17 protein-coding genes are annotated in these 15655 nt (G+C 69.0%); 10 read left to right on the forward strand and 7 right to left on the reverse strand.

Translation table 11 applies throughout. The features are described 5' to 3' along the window. Positions 1-104 precede the first annotated feature (104 nt). Both J2X34_RS15335 and J2X34_RS15340 read left to right on the forward strand, forming a co-directional pair. A complete protein-coding gene (locus J2X34_RS15335; protein WP_114723601.1) occupies positions 105-569 on the forward strand; it encodes a nitroreductase family deazaflavin-dependent oxidoreductase in 465 nt (154 codons plus the stop codon). Positions 570-669: 100 nt separating this feature from the next. Next, a complete protein-coding gene (locus J2X34_RS15340) occupies positions 670-1341 on the forward strand; it encodes a GNAT family N-acetyltransferase (RefSeq protein ID WP_429518194.1) in 672 nt (223 codons plus the stop codon). 74 nt (positions 1342-1415) lie between these two features. On the opposite strand, the gene J2X34_RS15345 is transcribed toward J2X34_RS15340, so the two are convergent. Further along, entirely contained in the window at positions 1416-2330 is a 915-nt protein-coding gene (locus J2X34_RS15345) for an SDR family oxidoreductase (protein ID WP_114723602.1), read from the reverse strand. Between the two features lie 10 nt (positions 2331-2340). Beyond that, entirely contained in the window at positions 2341-3120 is a 780-nt protein-coding gene (locus J2X34_RS15350) for an SDR family oxidoreductase (RefSeq protein ID WP_429518196.1), read from the reverse strand. A 97-nt stretch (positions 3121-3217) separates the two neighbouring features. Here J2X34_RS15350 and echA20 point away from each other — a divergent pair, with 97 nt between their 5' ends. The 4 genes from echA20 to J2X34_RS15370 are packed head-to-tail and all read left to right on the forward strand — an operon-like array spanning position 3218 to position 6700. Further along, positions 3218-4003 carry a (7aS)-7a-methyl-1,5-dioxo-2,3,5,6,7,7a-hexahydro-1H-indene-carboxyl-CoA hydrolase gene (gene echA20, locus J2X34_RS15355; protein WP_280763674.1) on the forward strand — a complete coding sequence of 262 codons (786 nt, stop codon included), beginning with the start codon at positions 3218-3220 and terminating at the stop codon, positions 4001-4003. Next, positions 4003-4893, forward strand: a complete 891-nt coding sequence (locus tag J2X34_RS15360; protein ID WP_429518199.1) for a CoA transferase subunit A — start codon at positions 4003-4005, stop codon at positions 4891-4893. The genes echA20 and J2X34_RS15360 overlap by 1 nt, the downstream gene beginning before the upstream one ends. Further along, positions 4890-5639, forward strand: a complete 750-nt coding sequence (locus J2X34_RS15365; protein ID WP_429518201.1) for a CoA-transferase subunit beta — start codon at positions 4890-4892, stop codon at positions 5637-5639. Before J2X34_RS15360 ends, J2X34_RS15365 begins: the two co-directional genes overlap by 4 nt. Further along, positions 5636-6700, forward strand: coding sequence for an NAD(P)H-dependent flavin oxidoreductase (locus J2X34_RS15370; RefSeq protein ID WP_429518203.1), 1065 nt, complete (start codon positions 5636-5638; stop codon positions 6698-6700). The genes J2X34_RS15365 and J2X34_RS15370 overlap by 4 nt, the downstream gene beginning before the upstream one ends. 66 nt (positions 6701-6766) lie before the next feature. Here J2X34_RS15370 and J2X34_RS15375 read toward each other — a convergent pair whose 3' ends face one another. From J2X34_RS15375 to J2X34_RS15385, 3 genes are read right to left on the reverse strand one after another with little or no spacing between them, the layout of a single operon-like run. Beyond that, positions 6767-7540 carry a hypothetical protein gene (locus J2X34_RS15375; protein ID WP_429518205.1) on the reverse strand — a complete coding sequence of 258 codons (774 nt, stop codon included), beginning with the start codon at positions 7538-7540 and terminating at the stop codon, positions 6767-6769. Next, positions 7537-8442: a hypothetical protein gene (locus tag J2X34_RS15380; RefSeq protein ID WP_429518207.1), complete on the reverse strand. Its 906-nt coding sequence runs from the start codon at positions 8440-8442 to the stop codon at positions 7537-7539. The genes J2X34_RS15375 and J2X34_RS15380 overlap by 4 nt, the downstream gene beginning before the upstream one ends. 55 nt (positions 8443-8497) lie before the next feature. Next, positions 8498-9646, reverse strand: coding sequence for a hypothetical protein (locus tag J2X34_RS15385; protein WP_429518209.1), 1149 nt, complete (start codon positions 9644-9646; stop codon positions 8498-8500). Between the two features lie 319 nt (positions 9647-9965). Here J2X34_RS15385 and J2X34_RS15390 point away from each other — a divergent pair, with 319 nt between their 5' ends. Continuing rightward, entirely contained in the window at positions 9966-11012 is a 1047-nt protein-coding gene (locus J2X34_RS15390) for a GlxA family transcriptional regulator (protein WP_429518211.1), read from the forward strand. Between the two features lie 35 nt (positions 11013-11047). After that, positions 11048-11863 carry a dienelactone hydrolase family protein gene (locus J2X34_RS15395; protein WP_429518213.1) on the forward strand — a complete coding sequence of 272 codons (816 nt, stop codon included), beginning with the start codon at positions 11048-11050 and terminating at the stop codon, positions 11861-11863. A 3-nt stretch (positions 11864-11866) separates the two neighbouring features. On the opposite strand, the gene J2X34_RS15400 is transcribed toward J2X34_RS15395, so the two are convergent. Then, positions 11867-12154 (reverse strand): DUF2277 domain-containing protein, encoded by a 288-nt coding sequence (locus tag J2X34_RS15400; RefSeq protein ID WP_114723612.1) that lies wholly within the window; start codon positions 12152-12154, stop codon positions 11867-11869. A 103-nt stretch (positions 12155-12257) separates the two neighbouring features. On the opposite strand from J2X34_RS15400, the gene J2X34_RS15405 reads away from it, so the two are divergent. Then, positions 12258-13661: a cytochrome P450 gene (locus J2X34_RS15405; RefSeq protein WP_114723613.1), complete on the forward strand. Its 1404-nt coding sequence runs from the start codon at positions 12258-12260 to the stop codon at positions 13659-13661. 93 nt (positions 13662-13754) lie between these two features. Next, positions 13755-14675 (forward strand): bile acid:sodium symporter family protein, encoded by a 921-nt coding sequence (locus J2X34_RS15410; protein ID WP_174908174.1) that lies wholly within the window; start codon positions 13755-13757, stop codon positions 14673-14675. A gap of 7 nt (positions 14676-14682) precedes the next feature. Here J2X34_RS15410 and J2X34_RS15415 read toward each other — a convergent pair whose 3' ends face one another. Next, positions 14683-15648: a quinone oxidoreductase family protein gene (locus J2X34_RS15415; RefSeq protein WP_174908172.1), complete on the reverse strand. Its 966-nt coding sequence runs from the start codon at positions 15646-15648 to the stop codon at positions 14683-14685. Positions 15649-15655 lie beyond the last annotated feature (7 nt).

Genomic DNA, 15655 nt, shown 5'->3' on the forward strand with positions numbered 1-15655 from the left:
GCTGCACGAACTCGAGCGCCGCGACGGCTCGACCGCCCTGATCACGATGTGCGCGGGCGGCGCACTCGCGACGGGCACCATCATCGAGCGGATCTGACGCCACGATGAAGCGCCCACCGTTGCTCGATACGCAGTTCACCCGATCCCTCGTCAAGTGGATGTCGAAAACGAACGTCGTCGTGTACCGGGTCACGGGTGGGCGCATCGGCGGCAAGTGGCGGATCGGCAGCGCCGCGAAGCACGGCCTGCCGATCTGCCTGCTCACCACCACCGGACGCAAGACCGGCGAGCCACGGGTGACCCCCCTGGTGTTCCTCGAGGATGACGACCGCATCGTCCTCGTCGCCTCGCAGGGCGGCCAGCCGATGAACCCGATGTGGTACCTGAACCTGAAGGCCGACCCGAAAGTGACGATCCAGATCCGTTCACAGGTACGCAATCTGGTAGCCCGTGTCGCCGACGACGACGAGCGCGCGCAGCTGTGGCCGAAGCTGCTGGCGATGTATCCCGAGTTCGATGATTACCAGGCCTGGACCGATCGGCAGATCCCCGTCGTCGTCTGCGAATAGCGCGCGGCACTCCCCCGCAGGCGCACAGACGGGAATAATGAGGGTCGACGCCCGGCACATCGGCGCCGGGACCCCCGTTCTCGAGGAGGAATGTCGCACCATGACAGTGAAGAACCACGACCAGGTGATCGACCGGCGCGAGATCGCTTCGGCCCTGCTGAAGGCACTCGACCGTCGTCACGAGGTCCTGGACGCAATCGTCGAGAGCAAGGACCGTGCCGCCGCCGTCGCGGCCGTCCGTGACCTGCTCGAGACGTCCGACTTCTGCGCCGAGGCCGTGCTGAACCTGCGTTTCGACCGGCTGACGGTCACGGAACGCGACCGGATCCGCACCGAGCTCGAGGACCTCGACGCCACCCTGCAGTGGCTGCCCGAGCAGCGTCCGTTCAGCACCGGCGCCGGAGTTCGCTTGCGCCCCTTCACCGATTCGGACGGGGACACCGACCTGTTCCGCAAGCGGTCCGCCGAGCGCTTCGACGATTCGGGCGCGCCGTGGAGCCAGGACCGCGTCGAGCAGGAGCGTCGGGACGGGCTCAAGCGCATCGACGACGAGTCGGCGGGGTGGTTCGTCGCGGAATGCACCACCGGCGACGAGCCCAGCAGTGTCGGCCTGGTGTTCGGCGAGCTCACCGGCAACGAGGTGGACGTCGCGATCTGGGTGGCGCCCGACGCCCGCAAGCAGGGCTACGGGACCGCGGCGCTCAAGCAGGCGCGCAGCGAACTGGCCGCCTACTTCCCCGGCACGGTTCTGATCATCCGCACCCCGGCATAAACACGCCGAAACACGAAAACCGCCCGTGCGCATCGAGTGCACGGGCGGTTTTCGTCAGGCGTGAATGCCGCTGCTCAGGCTCCGTAGACCGGGGTGGGGGTCTCGGCCTTCTCGAGCAGGTCGGCCACGACCGGTCCGAGTTCCTTCGGATCCCAACGGTCACCCTTGTCCTGGGTGGGGCCGTGGCGCCAGCCCTCGGCGACGGTGATCTTGCCACCCTCGACCTCGAACACGCGGCCGGTGACGTTCTTCGCCTCGGCGCTGCCCAGCCACACGACCAGCGGGGAGATGTTCTCCGGCGCCATCGCGTCGAAGCCCTCCTCTGGAGCGGCCATCGCCTCGGCCATCGCGCCACCGGCGCCGACGGTCATGCGGGTACGGGCCGCGGGGGCGATCGCGTTGACGGAGACGCCGTAGTTCTTCAGCTCGGCGGCAGCCTGGATCGTCATCTCGGCGATGCCGGCCTTGGCCGCGGCGTAGTTGCCCTGGCCGATGGAGCCCTGCAGGCCCGCGCCCGAGCTGGTGTTGATGATGCGGGCGTCCACCGGGCGTCCGGCCTTGGACTCGGCCCGCCAGTACGCGGCGGCGTGGCGCAGCGGGGCGAAGTGGCCCTTGAGGTGCACGCGGATGACCGCGTCCCACTCTTCCTCGCTCATGCCGACGAGCATGCGGTCACGCAGGAAGCCCGCATTGTTGACCAGGATGTCCAGTCCACCGAACGTGTCGATAGCGGTTTGGATCAGGTTCTGGGCACCCTCCCACGACGCGACATCGTCGCCGTTGACGACAGCCTCGCCGCCGGCGGCCTTGATCTCGGCGACAACCTGCTCGGCAGGGGTCTCGCCGGTGTTGGAGCCGTCGCCGCCGACACCGATATCGTTGACGACGACCTTGGCGCCCTCCGCCGCGAAGGCCAGCGCGTGCGCGCGACCGATTCCACGGCCGGCGCCGGTGATGATGACGACTCGGCCGTCAAGCAATCCGCTCACTTGATTCTCCTTAAGTTGTTGCCGCGGCCAGGAAGGCCGGGCGCTCGCCGCCGCCGTGGACGGTAAGGGTCGAACCGCTGACGTAGGCCGCCAACGGTGATGCCAGGAATGTCGCACAATTGCCGATGTCCTCGGGCAATGCCATCCGACCCAGCGGGACGGTGGCGCCGACGGCGTCGATGCCTGCCTCGTCGCCGTAGTGCAGGTGGCTCAGCTCGGTCTGCACGAGCCCGACAACGATCGAGTTGACCCGCACCTTGGGCGCCCACTCGACGGACAGGCTGGCCGCGAGCGAGTCGATACCCGCCTTCGCGGCGCCGTACGCCGCGGTGCCCGGGGAAGGCCTGCTGCCGCTGACGCTGGAGATCATCACGATCGACCCGCCGTCCTCTTGCTTCTGCATGACCGCGTTCGCGATCTGCGAGATCAGCAGCGGGGCGAGCAGGTTCAACTCGACGATCTTGGAGTGGAACTTGGGGCTCGCGTCGGCCGCCATCGCGAACGGGGCGCCACCGGCGTTGTTCACGACGGTGTCGAGCCGGCCGTACTTCGCGACGATCTGATCGATCATCGACTGCACCTGGTCTGCATCGCGCACGTCGCACGGGATGAAGTCGATGCTGCGCAGCTCGCCTCCGGGACCCGTGACCTCGACCGGTTTGTCGGCCGGGCGACGCGCGCACGTCACCACCGTCGCGCCCGCACACAGGAAGGACCGGCTGATGCCGGCTCCGATTCCGCGCACTCCGCCGGTCACCAGCACGACCTTGCCTTCGAGACCGAGATCCACGTTCATCCTCCCTGAAGCGGCACGGGTCATTCGCACCCGTCTGTGATAACTTACCAAGCAATCGCTTGGTTCGGTCAACAGACGTAAGGAACATGCCATGGGCATCACTTCGACCTCGGACGGTGCCGGGATCACCACGGTCACCGTCGACTACCCGCCCGTGAATGCCATCCCCTCGAAGGGCTGGTTCGAGTTGGCCGACGCCATCCTCGAAGCGGGCAAGGATCCCAACACGCACGTGGTGATCCTGCGCGCCGAGGGACGCGGCTTCAACGCCGGCGTCGACATCAAGGAAATGCAGGCCACCGAGGGTCACGGCGCGCTCATCGACGCCAACCGCGGCTGCGCCGCAGCCTTCTCCGCGGTCTACGACTGCGAGGTGCCCGTCGTGGTCGCCGTCAACGGCTTCTGCGTCGGCGGTGGCATCGGCCTGGTCGGCAACGCGGATGTCATCGTCGCGTCCGACGATGCGATCTTCGGCCTGCCCGAGGTGGACCGCGGCGCACTCGGTGCCGCCACGCACCTCGCCCGCCTGGTCCCCCAGCACATGATGCGCACGCTGTACTACACGGCCAAGAACGTCGACGCCCAGACGCTCAAGCACTTCGGTTCCGTGTACGACGTGGTCCCGCGCGCCGAGCTCGACGCATGCGCGCTGAAGATCGCCGGCGAGATCGCCGCCAAGGACACCCGCGTGATCCGGCGCGCCAAGGAAGCGATCAACCGCATCGACGTGATGGACGTGCACACCAGCTACCGGATCGAGCAGGGCTTCACGTTCGAGCTCAACCTCGCCGGCGTCGCCGACGAGCACCGCGACGAGTTCGTCGCCACGGGCAAGCCGAAGTCGAACACCACCGCACCCAAGGGAGACAGCAAGTAATGGCTGAGAAGCGCGACAAGCGCCGCTCACTGGATGAGGCCGTCGCCGGCATCCAGAGCGGGATGACCATCGGCATCGGCGGCTGGGGCTCGCGGCGCAAGCCGATGGCACTGGTGCGCGCGCTGCTGCGGAGCGACGTCAAGGACCTGACCGTCGTCGGGTACCTCGGCCCGGACCTCGGTCTGCTGATCTCCGCGGGCAAGGTCAAGCGCGCCTACTACGGCTTCGTGTCCCTGGACTCGGCGCCGTTCTACGACCCCTGGTTCGCACAGGCCCGCGTCGCCGGGACCATCGAGTCCCGCGAGATGGACGAGGGCATGGTCAAGGCCGGCCTGCAGGCCGCCGCCGCGCGCCTGCCGTTCATGCCGATCCGTGCGGGCCTCGGCTCGGATGCGCAGACCGTCTGGGGCGACGAGCTCAAGACCGTCGCATCCCCGTACCCGCATGCCGACGGCCGCATCGAGTCCCTCATCGCGATGCCCGCGCTGAACCTCGACGCTGCCCTGGTCCACCTGGACCTGGCCGACGAGCGCGGCAACGCCGCCTACACCGGCGTCGACCCCTACTTCGACGACCTGTTCTGTCTCGCGGCCGAGCAGCGCATCCTCAGCGTCGACAAGATCGTCTCGACCGAGGAACTCGTCAAGTCCGTCCCGAATCAGGCCCTGATCCTGAACCGCGCGATGGTCGACACCGTCACCGAGGCCCCGGGCGGCGCGCACTTCACCTTCGCCGGCGAATACAAGCGCGACGAGAAGTTCCAGCGCCACTACGCCGAGTCCGCCAAGACCCCCGAGGCGTGGCAGGCCTTCGCCGACACCTACCTGTCCGGCAGCGAGGACGACTACCAGGCCGCCGTGCGCAAGTTCGCAGAGGAGCAGAAGTCATGACCGAGGTAACCCGCGCGGAGTACTGCGCCATCGCGTGCGCCGAGTTGTTCGCCGACGCCGGCGAGATCTTCGCCTCCCCCATGGCGACGCTGCCGCTGATCGGTGCCCGCCTGGCCAAGCTCACCACCGAGCCGGACCTGATCATCACCGACGGCGAGGCCCTGATCCTGGCCGACGCGCCGGCCATCGGCGCCACCGCGCCGATCGAGGGCTACATCCCGTTCTCCAAGGTGTTCGACGTGGTCGCATCCGGCCGTCGCCACGTGGTGATGGGCGCGAACCAGATCGACAAGTTCGGCAACCAGAACCTCTCCGCGTTCGGCCCGCTGGACAAGCCGACCCGCCAGATGTTCGGCCTGCGCGGCGCCCCCGGCAACACCATCAACCACGCCACCAGCTACTGGGTGGGCAAGCACTCCACCCGCGTGTTCGCCGAGCAGGTCGACGTGGTGTGCGGCGTCGGCTACGACAAGGTGGACCCGGAGAACCCGGCGTTCCGCTTCCTGAAGAACCACCAGGTGGTCACCAACCTCGGTGTGTTCGACTTCCACGGCCCGAACCAGACTATGCGTGCGGTGAGCCTGCACCCCGGCGTCACCGCCGAGGACGTCAAGGCCAACACCTCCTTCGAGATCGCGGGCCTGGCCGAGGCCGGCGTCACCCGCGAGCCCACCGCCGAGGAGCTGCGCCTGATCCGCGAGGTCATCGATCCGAAGAGCCTGCGTGACCGCGAGGTCTCGCTGTGAGCCAGCTGCTGAAGACGCCGTTCACCGAGCTGGTCGGTGTCGAGCATCCGATCGTTCAGACGGGCATGGGCTGGGTGTCCGGCCCGCGCCTGACCGCGGCCACCGCCAACGCGGGCGGCCTCGGCATCCTCGCCTCGGCGACGATGACCTACGAGGAGCTCGAGGCAGCGGTCCTCAAGACCAAGCAGCTGACGGACAAGCCGTTCGGCGTCAACATGCGCGCCGACGCGTCGGACGCCTCGAAGCGCTGCGATCTGCTGATCCGCGAGGGTGTCAAGGTCGCCTCGTTCGCGTTGGCGCCCAAGAAGGAACTGATCGCCAAGCTCAAGGACAACGGGATCGTCGTGATCCCGTCGATCGGTGCCGCCAAGCACGCCGTCAAGGTCGCCTCGTGGGGCGCCGACGCGGTGATCGTGCAGGGCGGTGAGGGCGGTGGCCACACCGGCGGAGTCGCGACCACCCTGCTGCTGCCGTCCGTGCTCGACGCGGTCGACATCCCGGTTGTCGCCGGCGGCGGCTTCTTCGACGGTCGCGGCCTGGCCGCGGCGCTGTCGTACGGTGCCGCCGGTGTCGCGATGGGCACCCGCTTCCTGCTCACGAGCGATTCGGCGGTGCCGGACTCGGTCAAGCAGGAGTACCTCAAGCGCAGCCTGACCGACACCACGGTGTCGGTGAAGGTCGACGGCATGCCGCACCGCGTGCTCAACACCGAACTGGTGAACGCACTCGAGAAGTCCAGCTACGCAAAGGGACTCGTTGCGGCCACCAAGAATGCCATGAAGTTCAAGGCGATGACGGGCATGAAGTGGTCCACCCTCGCCAAGGACGGACTCGCCATGAAGAAGTCCGGCGACCGCACGTGGCAGCAGATCATCATGGCCGCCAACACCCCGATGCTGCTCAAGGCCGGTCTGGTCGAGGGCAACACCGAGGCCGGCGTGCTCGCCTCCGGTCAGGTGGTCGGCATGATCGACGACCTGCCCAGCTGCCAGGAACTGATCGACCGCATCATGGCCGACGCTGCGAAGCGCATCGATGCACTTGGAGACCTCAAGGCCTGATCGGCCGGCCTCCAGCTGAAGGGACCCTTCATGCGCCACCAGCGCGTGAAGGGTCCCTTCGTCCGTTCAGGCGAGTTCCTCGCTCGCTTCCGCCGGCTGCTCCGGCCGGGAGAACAGTCCGCCGAGCACGTCCAGGACGTCGGTCCAGGCGTCGATCGTCGAGGTCGCCAGACGGCGGTGGTCGATGACTCCGGGCTGCGCGAGGGCCGCGTCGAAGGGCACCTCGACGAATCCTGCGATCCGTGGTGACAGTGCGTCCCGGATCGGCCCCAGATCGACTGGTGCGTCGGGCATCTGGTGCGAGACGACGACGGTGGTGCCGCCGAGCACCTGCGCACCGTACGTCGACATCACCCAGGTGAGGGCGTCACGCATCCGGCTCAGCGGTTCGGAACGAGCGGGCGCGACCACCACCAGTGCCGCACCGGAGCGGATCAGTGGCGCCAGTCGCGGCGAGCGCAGCGCGGTACCGACGTCGTGGACGCGAGCGCTGTGCCGGGCCGCGAGCAGCTCGTCGACGATCGCGGGGTCGCTCGCCTGCGCGTTGCCGCTGCCCACCACCACCACACCGGCGGACGTGAGCGCCATGCGCGACTCGAGCTGCCGGATCGATCGGGCGGGATCGACAGCGCCGAATCCGGCCCGCGCGAGAAGGTTTCCGCCGTCGCTGGTCGCGTCGACCGCCGAGACGTCCTTGCCGGTACCGAGGCGGAGCGCAGTGGCCAACCCGTACACCGTCGTGGTGGTGGCGGCCCCACCCGATCCAGCGACCACCATCGCGGACACCCGCTCCGGCTCGGGCACCCTGGGGGTGCGGCGCAGCGAGACCACGTTGTTCATCGCAGGTCCTCCACCTTGGCGATCTTGAATCCCGCCGGCGACGGTGCGACCGTGACACGTTGACGGATCACACCGTCCGAACCGGTCGGCGACCGCAATCCCAGATCGACCTCGAAGACGTTCGGGTCGGCGGTGGGCACGACCGTGACGCAGTGCTCGGTACCGAGCGGAACCTCGTCGATCCACTTCTGGATGTCCGGAACGGCGTTGGGCGTCAACATCAGTGACGCGACCCTGCCCCCGTCGCGGTCGACGTAGTACGCGTGGTCGAACGCCCTGATCGCGCCCGGGCCGTCGTCGACACTTCCCGGTCCGCGACCGACGCTCCGCCCGTCGGCGACAGAATCCGCACACCACCCGGCGGACTGCGCCGGCGCCACCGCGACCGTCGTGTCCGCTGCCGACGATGACGCCGCAGTGGAACCGGCGACGGGATTCGGCGAGCCCGCGATCGCGTCGCTTGCGCCGCGGAACCCGACGATCGTCGCGGCCGCAGCGATGACGAGGAGCGCGGCGGCGCCGCCACCGATCAGCAGCGGCTTCCTCTTCGCGGACGGCTTCTCCGCCGGTGACTCCGCCGGGGCGGTCACCAGCCACGTCGGCAACTGGTCGAACTCGGCGACCGGCTCGGGTACGGCGTCGGGCTCGGCCGGTTCGATGGGCCCGGGCACGGCGAGCGATTCGGGGGTTGCGACCGGCTCGGGGGGTGCAACAGGCTCTGCGACCACGGCGGGCTCGGGCGCCGGGTGCGCCTGCTCCGGGGGATGCCCGAGGTCCGGTTCGGACGGAACCGGCAGCGCCGCAATCTCTTCGGTCACCGTTCGTTCGGGGACCGACTCCGTCCCGTAGTGCTCGGTGACGTCCGGGAACAGCGAATCGTCCGCTCGGTTGTCCGTCGCCATGTGTCCTCCCCGAAGTCGACGGGCGGGGCGGACACCGGTCCGCCCCACCCGTGGCTCATGCCTGGATGCCGCCCCCGACGGCTCCACTGATCATGTTCGCGGCAACGCCGATTGACGACTCGGCGACGAATGTGGTGATTGCCCCGTCGATCCGTTCGAGCACCTGCGTGCCGCCGGGCTGCGCCGACACGAAATCCCTTGCCTGACGATCGATTCCGGGTGCGGCGTTCACGACGTCCCGCACGGCCGACGCGGTGGCCCCACCGATCGGCGTGGTCTCCCACTGCGCGAGGGTCTCCTGCGTCTGGGCCGTGACCGCGGGCTGGTCGACGTCGTTGAAGTAGCTACGCACCTCGGCAGGCAGCTCCTGCGGCTCGCCGAGATCACCAGTGCCGATGGTGGTTCCCGCGATAACACCAGTCACAGCGCCCGGCACAGCGCCGAGCACTCCGCCGACGGCAGCACCGATCGCGGTGCCGGCCACACCGTTGGTGACGAAGACGACCTGCCCACCTGGAATGAGTAGATCGGTTCCGCCCCACATTCCTGCTCCGATGCCGCCGCCAATCGTCCCGCCGACCAGCGCGCCGGCAACACCCGTCCCGATCGCGCCCGCCGCACCCATCCCCAACTGTGCCGCCGCCAAACGGTTCGCACGCGTGGTCTCGACGCCCAGCGAGCGCCAGAACGTCGACACCTCGGCCTCGATGACGGCGGAGGTGTTGTTGGTCCGCGCGAGGTCACCGTCGGTGATCCAGTTGGGCTGCGGCGTGTGAAAGGTACCCAGGCGCAGCGTTTCGCGCGGCGCGATGATCGGTGCGGTGGGCTCGACATACGTCGGCAGGTGCAGTTCCTCGAACTGGACGGGCGCCACGTAGTAGTTGTCGGGCGCGTTGTAGGTATTGGTGTCGTAGTCGTAGTTGTCGAGCGGCTGGTACTCGATGTTCTGGTACTGGGCCGGGGGCTCCACCCAGTAGACCGGCTCCGGCTGCGCAGGCGCGGACGTGACGCCGCCCTGCGACGACGGTCCGGAGGTGACGCCGCCCTGCGTCTGCGGAGCGGAGGTGACACCGCCCTGCGACGGCAACTGGTCCGGCGCAGCCGACGCCGCGCCCGATGCCGCCACGACCACTGCGGCCGCGGCGGAGGGAACCAACGCCACCCGAGCGATCGTCCTCGCCCGGCTCTTGCGGTGCTTACCCATCTGTGAACCCCCTTGATATGTCGAGCTGACTCGAGTCTGAGACGTCGCGGATGATCAGGCCTGGAAGAACCGCAGGCCGGCGGGCGCGAGGTACACCGATGTCGTGGCCGGGTATGTCTCGGAGATCGCGGGCGCCGACGCTGCCCACACACGATCGTGGGCACACACGTGCCCGTTCGTCCCCCTCGGCAACAAAAGCCGCCCCCATCGCGAAAGTCCTCCCCCACCGACCCGATGCCCCCGGTCGGTCCTTTGCATTGGGCAATATAACAGGGGTTCAGGGTGACTTCGGCGCACCCCTGGAGACGGGACGGGAAGCATGCGGATCGGGATCCTCGCCTACGACGGCTGCCTCGCGGCCGAGATCTTCCTCTTCTCCGATCTGCTGCTCATCGCGAACCGCGTGGCGCGGGAAACGGGTGTTGCGTCGGAGGATCCGTTCCAGGTGTCGGTCATCGCGTCGTCGGCATCCCCTGTCACGGCGGCCGGCGGATTCCCGATCGGGGCGCAGGCGTGGCACCACGACTTCGACCGCCTGGTCGTGCCAGGTTTCGAGCTCGCGCCGTCGGCGGATCTCGACGCCCGACTGTCCGGCCTGAGCCGCGAGACCGCGTTCCTGCGCGCCGCCGAGGCCCGAGGCACCCGCATCGCCTCGGTGTGTGTCGGAGCGTTCCTCCTCGGGGAGGCCGACCTGCTGAACGGGCGTCGGTGCACCACGTCGTGGCTGTTCGCTTCACAACTCGCCCAACGGTATCCACGCGCGAGCGTCCGCGGCGAGGCGCTGATCGCGGACGACGACCGCGTCACCACGACGGCGGCGTTCAGTGCCGCTCTCGATCTCGCGACGGTCATCATCCGCGAGCATCTCGGCGACGACGTCGCCCGGGCCACGGCCCGCATCACGCTCGTCGCCGAGAACCGCTCGAGCCAGGCGCCGTACATCGTCGAATCGATGCTCCCGCCGCGCCGCGGGCAGTTCGTCGAGGACGTCGGCCGATGGCTGGTCGAACACCTGGCAGACCCCTACGACCTGCCTCGTCTCTCGGCGACGTTTCACGTCAGCACCCGAACGATGTTGCGGCGGTTCGGTGCCGAGGCCGGCGAGTCTCCGCTGTCATTCCTGCGACGGGCGCGGGTTCGCGCCGCCAAACGGCTGTTGGAGACGACGGACCGGCCGTTGGAGGAGATCGTGAACCTCGTCGGCTATCGGGACGCCGGCACGTTCCGTCGACTGTTCGTCGAGCAGGTGGGTGTCAGCGCCGGCGACTACCGCCGACGGTTCCGCGCCGATACGCGAGGTGGCGAGAATGCCCCCGAACGTGGCGATCGCGCCTCTCGCCCCGTCGACGCGGCGCGGCGACACTGATCTCGTTCGCACACACGGGATGAGGAGGTACGGCCGTGCCGCACCGGAGCATGAACGTCGACGATCCCCTCGAGGACTTCACGCGTCGGCAGATCGACCTCGAAGGCGCGACGAAGGCGGTGCACGTGGCCGGCGCGGGACCGGCGGTGATCGTCATGCCGGAGATGCCGGGGATCAGCCCGCACGTGGCCCGCTTCGCCCGGTGGGTGCGGGACGCGGGCTTCACCGTGTACCTGCCGTCGCTGTTCGGTCGCGACGGCGCGGTGCCCACCGTCGAGGAGGGCACCGCGGTCCTGCGGCGGGCATGCGTCAGCGCGGAGTTCCGCGCGTTCGCGTCGGACGAGCAGAGCCCGGTGACCGTGTGGCTGCGGTCCCTCGCCAGGCTCGCCCACGCGGAATGCGGCGGCCCGGGCGTCGGGGCGATCGGAATGTGTTTCACGGGCAACTTCGCGCTGACGATGATGCTCGAACCCGCGATGCTCGCGCCGGTCCTGTCGCAGCCGTCGCTCCCGATCGACGATCCTGACGCAACGGCTAGTCCCGCAGATGAGCTCGCCGCCGTTCGGAAACGTCTCGACAACGACGATCTGACGGTGCTGGCCTACCGGTTCCGGGGCGATCGATTCTGCCGGGCGCAGCGATTCGCGGCGTACGCCGAGGCGCTGGGCGACCGCTTCGTCGCGCGCGAACTTCCCGACGAAGCGGCCAATCGGGCGACCTCGCCGTTCTTCGAGCACGTGATCGGGAGCCCGCACAGCGTCGTGACGGCCCACCTGATCGACGGCGCGGGCCAGCCGACGATCGCGGCCCGCGACGAGATCCTGTCGTTCTTCGCCCGCCGCCTCACCTGACGGTCAGGATCCCGCGGCCGCACCCTTCGCCGCCGCCATCCGCGCCCGCACCTCGGGCCGGCGCAGGGGCGGCACCGTCGGGGGCGGCTGCTTGCGCGGCGGCAGCGCCCCGAGCAGTTCCGCCGTGGTCGCGGTGACCTCCTCGACGGCCCGCTCGAACGCGGCGCGGTTGGCGTCGGACAGCTTGTGGATGCCGCTGACCTTCCGGACGTACTGTCGGGCGGCAGCCTCGATTTCCTCGGGGGTGGCGGCCGGCTCGAGCCCTCGCAGCTCAGTGATGTTTCGGCACATGCCTCGAACGGTAATCCCGCGTCCGGCCGCGCAAAAGGCTGTTCCCCGGTCCGGTTACCGCGTACTTTCGGTATCAGACACCGGACGGTCGAACGGGGGCGGGATGCGCGTCGAGGAGAACCTGGAAACCGCAGCGACGGCCGTCCCGCATCCGCCCCGGCGCCTTCCTCTGCTCGGCGACGTCCTGGGCGTCTCGCTGCACACCCCGGTGCAGGACTCGATGAGGATCGGTCGACAGCTGGGGCCGATCTTCGAGCGCAACGCGCTCGGGCACCGCTTCGTGTTCGTCTCGGGCGCCGACATGGTCGCGGAACTGTCCGACGAGTCGCGCTTCGCGAAGAACGTCGCACCCGGGATCGCGGAACTGCGCGGCATCGGCGGCGACGGCCTGTTCACCGCCTACAACGAGGAACCCAACTGGGGCAGGGCGCACAACCTGCTGCGGCCGGCATTCACCCAGTCTGCGATGCGGTCGTACCACGACATCATGGTGCAGGTGGCCGACGAGCTCACCGAGCACTGGGACGGCCTCGCCGGCGGCGCACCGGTGGACGTCTCGTCGGACATGACGAAGCTGACGCTCGAGACGATCGGACGGACCGGCTTCAGTTACTCGTTCGATTCGTTCCGCCGCGAGCGGCCGCACCCGTTCGTGGAGGCGATGGTCCGCGCCCTCACACACGCGCAGCGCCGGACGTTCCGGGCCGTTCCGGTCCTCGGGAAGGCTCTCTACCGCAGGTCCGATCGACAGAACGCCGCCGACACCGCGTACCTGGCCGACGTGGTGGACGAGGTGATCCGCAGCCGCCGCGACACCGCTGCGGCCGGCCCGGAGGACCTGCTCGAGATCATGCTCCGCGCTGCCCGCGAGGACGATCCGAACCGCCTCGACGACGTCAACATCCGCCACCAGGTGGTGACGTTCCTCGTCGCCGGGCACGAAACCACTTCGGGCGCGCTGTCGTTCGCGTTGTACTACCTGGCCCACAACCCCGACGTCCTGGCGAAGGCCCGCGCCGAGGTGGACGCCGTGTGGGGCGACGAGACGCCGCCGTTCGAGAAGGTCGCAAAGCTGCGCTACGTCCGACGTGTGCTCGACGAGACACTGCGACTGTGGCCCACCGCGCCCGGCTACGCGCGGGAGGCCCGTGAGGACACCGTGCTGGGCGGCCGCTACCCGATGCGGGCCGGCGACTGGGTGCTGGTGCTGATCCCGTCGCTGCACCGCGATCCTTCATGGGGCGACGATCCGGAACGCTTCGACCCGGACCGATTCGCCCCCGATAATGTTCGCGGCCGGGCACCGCACATCTACAAGCCGTTCGGAACCGGTGAACGCGCCTGTATCGGACGGCAATTCGCACTGCACGAGGCGGTCCTCGTGCTGGGCACGATCCTGCGCCGCTACGACTTCTCCGCCGACCCCGACTACCAGTTGCGCATCCAGGAGCGACTGACACTGATGCCTACGGGGTTCACGCTGTCGCTGCGGCGGCGTCGAGACTGATTCCGCCAGTATCTATTCGGGCATTTCGCCCACCCGCGCAGTGCAGTGTCGTTACCGTTCGCGTCACATCCGCACACCAGAACGGCGAACAACATGGACTCAGCCCTGGCCACGGTGGCCCTGCCGGCCGCCCTCGCGATCATCATGTTCGGCCTCGGCCTGTCGCTGACGGTCGCCGACTTCGCCCGCGTCGCACGACATCCCCGCGTCGTGACGATCGCTCTCGCCTGCCAGCTGCTGATTCTGCCGGCGGTGGCGTTCGGACTCGTGCTGCTGTTCGACCTGCCGCCGCTGCTCGCGGTCGGCATGATGGTGCTCGCGGCCTCCCCCGGCGGCACCACCGCCAATCTCTTCAGCCACCTCTACCGCGGCGACGTCGCCCTCAACATCACACTGACGGCGGTCAATTCGGTGATCGCCGTCGTGACGCTGCCACTCATCACGAATTTCGCGCTCGGCCACTTCGACCCCGATGACACCGGCACGTCGATGGGCCTCGACTTCACCAAGATCCTGCAGGTGTTCGCGATCGTGCTGATCCCCGTCGCGATCGGCATGCTCGTGCGTGCCAAGCGCGAGGACTTCGCGCAGCGGATGGACCGCCCGGTCCGGATCGCGTCGGCCCTCGTCCTGGTGCTCGTCATCGTCGGCACCATCGCGGCCGAGCGGGAGAACGTGCCGTCGTATCTCGCGGACGTCGGCGTGATCACGATCCTGTTCTGCCTCATCAGTCTCGCCGTGGGCTACTGGATCCCGAAACTGCTCAGCGTCGGGCAGCGTCAGGCGATCGCGTGCTCGATGGAGATCGGCGTCCACAACAGCACCCTGGCGATCGCGATCTCCATCAGCGTCCTCGACAGCGTCGACATCGCGATCCCCGCCGCCGTGTACGGCGTCGTGATGTTCCCACTGGCCGCGGCCGTCGGCTGGCTGATCAGTCGCGGCACGCAGGCCGGGACGACGGATGCCGTCTCGGTTCAGGATCGAACCGAGAGGGCCTCCGAGGCAGGCTGACACAACGTCACGGCACGAGCACGATCGTTCCGCTGGTCGCTCGCTCGTCGATCCGGCGGTGGGCCGTGGCCACCGCATCGAGCGGCATCGTGGAATCGAAGACGGGCCGGACCGTGCCGCCGGCGACGCGATCGAGCGCGATCGAACGAAGCGCGGCGACGCGGTCGAGCCAGGCGGGCCCGGCGCAGGCGGTGACGGTGTACCCACCGGCATACAGATCCGCCGCTGCGATCCGGGGCGCCTCCCCGGAGAGCATCCCGTACGACAGCAACTGTCCGCGCAGCGGCGTGAGGGCGTCGAGCACACGCCGTGCGGTCGATCCCCCGATCGAGTCGAACGCCGCATCGATCGTGCGCCCACCGGCCGCCGCCGCGAGTGCGCCCGGTCGGTCCAGGTCGGCATGATCGAGCACGACATCTGCACCGAAGGATGCTGCACGGGTGCGGCTTTCATCGCTCCCCGCGGTTGCGACCACCAGCCCCGCCCGGCCTCGCAGCAGCTGCGTCAGGTACGCACCGATCCCGCTGCCCGCCGCCTCCACGAGCACCGTCGCATCACTCAGATCACCCGCCCGTTCCAGCAGTGCGAGCGCGACGGGGAGCCCGGTGAGCGCGACGGCCGCATCCACGGCCCCGATCGCGTCCGGCACCGCCACGCACTGCTCGACCGCGGCGCAGACGAACTCGGCGTGTGCGCCGATCCCCACACCACTCACCGCGACCCGGGTGCCGATCAGTTGCGGATCGACGCCGTCGCCCACCTCATCGACCAGCCCCACGGCCTGGGAGCCGAAGACCGTCGGCGGCGCGGCCGGCGACGGCACCAGCCCTGCCCGCATCTGCGTCTCCACCCACAACACCGGACTGGCCTCGGTGCGCACCCGCACCTGCCCACCGGCGGCATGCACATCGTCGCCGTCTCGCGCCGCCAGCGTGTCCGGCCCGCCCGCCTGTGACCACAGAACCCCACGCATCACATCA

The sequence above is a fragment of the Rhodococcus sp. BE178 genome, from assembly GCF_050433545.1.
In the GTDB taxonomy this organism is placed as follows: Bacteria; Actinomycetota; Actinomycetes; order Mycobacteriales; family Mycobacteriaceae; genus Prescottella.

Coding starts and splice junctions, on each gene's coding strand:
- J2X34_RS15335 (WP_114723601.1), top strand. CDS start 105: ATGAAGCGCCCACCGTTGCTCGATACGCAGTTCACCCGATCCCTCGTC.
- J2X34_RS15340 (WP_429518194.1), top strand. CDS start 670: ATGACAGTGAAGAACCACGACCAGGTGATCGACCGGCGCGAGATCGCT.
- echA20 (WP_280763674.1), top strand. CDS start 3,218: ATGGGCATCACTTCGACCTCGGACGGTGCCGGGATCACCACGGTCACC.
- J2X34_RS15360 (WP_429518199.1), top strand. CDS start 4,003: ATGGCTGAGAAGCGCGACAAGCGCCGCTCACTGGATGAGGCCGTCGCC.
- J2X34_RS15365 (WP_429518201.1), top strand. CDS start 4,890: ATGACCGAGGTAACCCGCGCGGAGTACTGCGCCATCGCGTGCGCCGAG.
- J2X34_RS15375 (WP_429518205.1), bottom strand. CDS start 7,540: ATGAACAACGTGGTCTCGCTGCGCCGCACCCCCAGGGTGCCCGAGCCG.
- J2X34_RS15380 (WP_429518207.1), bottom strand. CDS start 8,442: ATGGCGACGGACAACCGAGCGGACGATTCGCTGTTCCCGGACGTCACC.
- J2X34_RS15385 (WP_429518209.1), bottom strand. CDS start 9,646: ATGGGTAAGCACCGCAAGAGCCGGGCGAGGACGATCGCTCGGGTGGCG.
- J2X34_RS15390 (WP_429518211.1), top strand. CDS start 9,966: ATGCGGATCGGGATCCTCGCCTACGACGGCTGCCTCGCGGCCGAGATC.
- J2X34_RS15400 (WP_114723612.1), bottom strand. CDS start 12,154: ATGTGCCGAAACATCACTGAGCTGCGAGGGCTCGAGCCGGCCGCCACC.
- J2X34_RS15405 (WP_114723613.1), top strand. CDS start 12,258: ATGCGCGTCGAGGAGAACCTGGAAACCGCAGCGACGGCCGTCCCGCAT.
- J2X34_RS15410 (WP_174908174.1), top strand. CDS start 13,755: ATGGACTCAGCCCTGGCCACGGTGGCCCTGCCGGCCGCCCTCGCGATC.
- J2X34_RS15415 (WP_174908172.1), bottom strand. CDS start 15,648: ATGCGTGGGGTTCTGTGGTCACAGGCGGGCGGGCCGGACACGCTGGCG.